A 1,249-nucleotide genomic window follows, 5' to 3' on the forward strand; every position below is an offset into this window, starting at 1 on the left:
GGTTGTATGCCTATAAAGAATCGCTTCCTGAGAACAAGCAGTTCATCTTGGAGAACAATAAGGAAACGCTGGCGCAGGTTTTTACAGATGTACGTTATACGAAGAAAGACAGTGAGACAATGTCGGAGAATCTTTGGAAGATAATGAAAAAGCAGGGATTTTGAAAATTAAGGATTAGGGAAGATTAGGGATAAGGGGTTAAGCTAATGCATACTTAGCTGCATTTAATCCTTTATCCCTAATCCCTAATCCTTTATTCTTATCCTTTTTTCAGTACGGCTTGAATCTCGTCGATTTCCGCACGGAATGATTTGTCTACCTCTTTCAGCTCTTTGATGGTTTTGCATGCATGCAATACAGTGGCATGGTCTTTATGTCCAATTAGCGCACCAATTTTTGCAGTAGAGAAGTCTGTATGGTTTTTGGCTAAATACATGGCTATTTGTCGTGCTTGCACCACTTCCCGCTTTCTGGATTTTGTGTGGATGGTGGCTGTTTCCAATCCGAAATGCTTGCATACGGTGTTGATGATTTCATCGACAGTTACTGCTTTGCTTTCACTGTTCACCACCTTGCGTACGATACGTTGCGTCAGTTCCAGGTCTATTTCTTTATTGTATATGGTGGAATGTGCCATAATGGAAATGACGATGCCCTCCAGGTCACGTACACTGTCGCCCACGTTTTCTGCAATATAGTCAATCACTTCTTGGGGGAACTGCAGGCCGTCACGGTGTATTTTGTTGCGCAGAATGTTCTTGCGGAGCTCTACGGTAGGTTTCTCCAGCTCAGCTACCATTCCCCATTTAAAACGTGTGATCAGACGCTCTTCCATGCCTTGTAGCAATACCGGTGCACGGTCGGAGGTAAGGATAAGCTGCTTGCCGTTTTGATGCAGATGGTTGAAGATATGGAAGAATGTATTCTGTGTTTTGGTTACGCCGGCAAATTCCTGAATATCATCAATGATTAGAACATCAATGGTCTGGTAGAAGTTGATGAAGTCGTTAGTCGTATTGTTACGTACGGAATCATCAATGGTCTGGTAGAAGTTGATGAAGTCGTTAGTCGTATTGTTACGTACGGAATCGGTGTATTGCACTTGGAATAGGTGTGCAGATACATACAATACCCTTTTCTCCGGGTATAGTTCCTTGATTTTGGTTCCGATAGCATTGGCAAGATGGGTTTTGCCTACACCTGATGCTCCGTATAGGAACAGCGGATTGAAGATTGTTTTAGCCGGATT

General features: G+C 43.0%; 1 protein-coding gene and 1 pseudogene. One reads left to right on the forward strand and one right to left on the reverse strand.

Annotation, left to right across the window (positions count from 1 at the left end):
• Window positions 1-164: pseudogene (locus tag BHV72_RS17580) on the forward strand (NADPH-dependent oxidoreductase); the annotation flags it as partial.
• A 95-nt stretch (window positions 165-259) separates the two neighbouring features.
• Here BHV72_RS17580 and BHV72_RS17585 read toward each other — a convergent pair.
• Window positions 260-1,249, reverse strand: a 990-nt coding sequence (locus tag BHV72_RS17585) for a chromosomal replication initiator protein DnaA (RefSeq protein WP_286857201.1), incomplete at its 5' end; no start/stop codon positions are given.

Origin of the sequence: Bacteroides sp. 43_46, from assembly GCF_001915455.1 — a bacterium.
Lineage (GTDB): Bacteria > Bacteroidota > Bacteroidia > Bacteroidales > Bacteroidaceae > Bacteroides > Bacteroides caccae.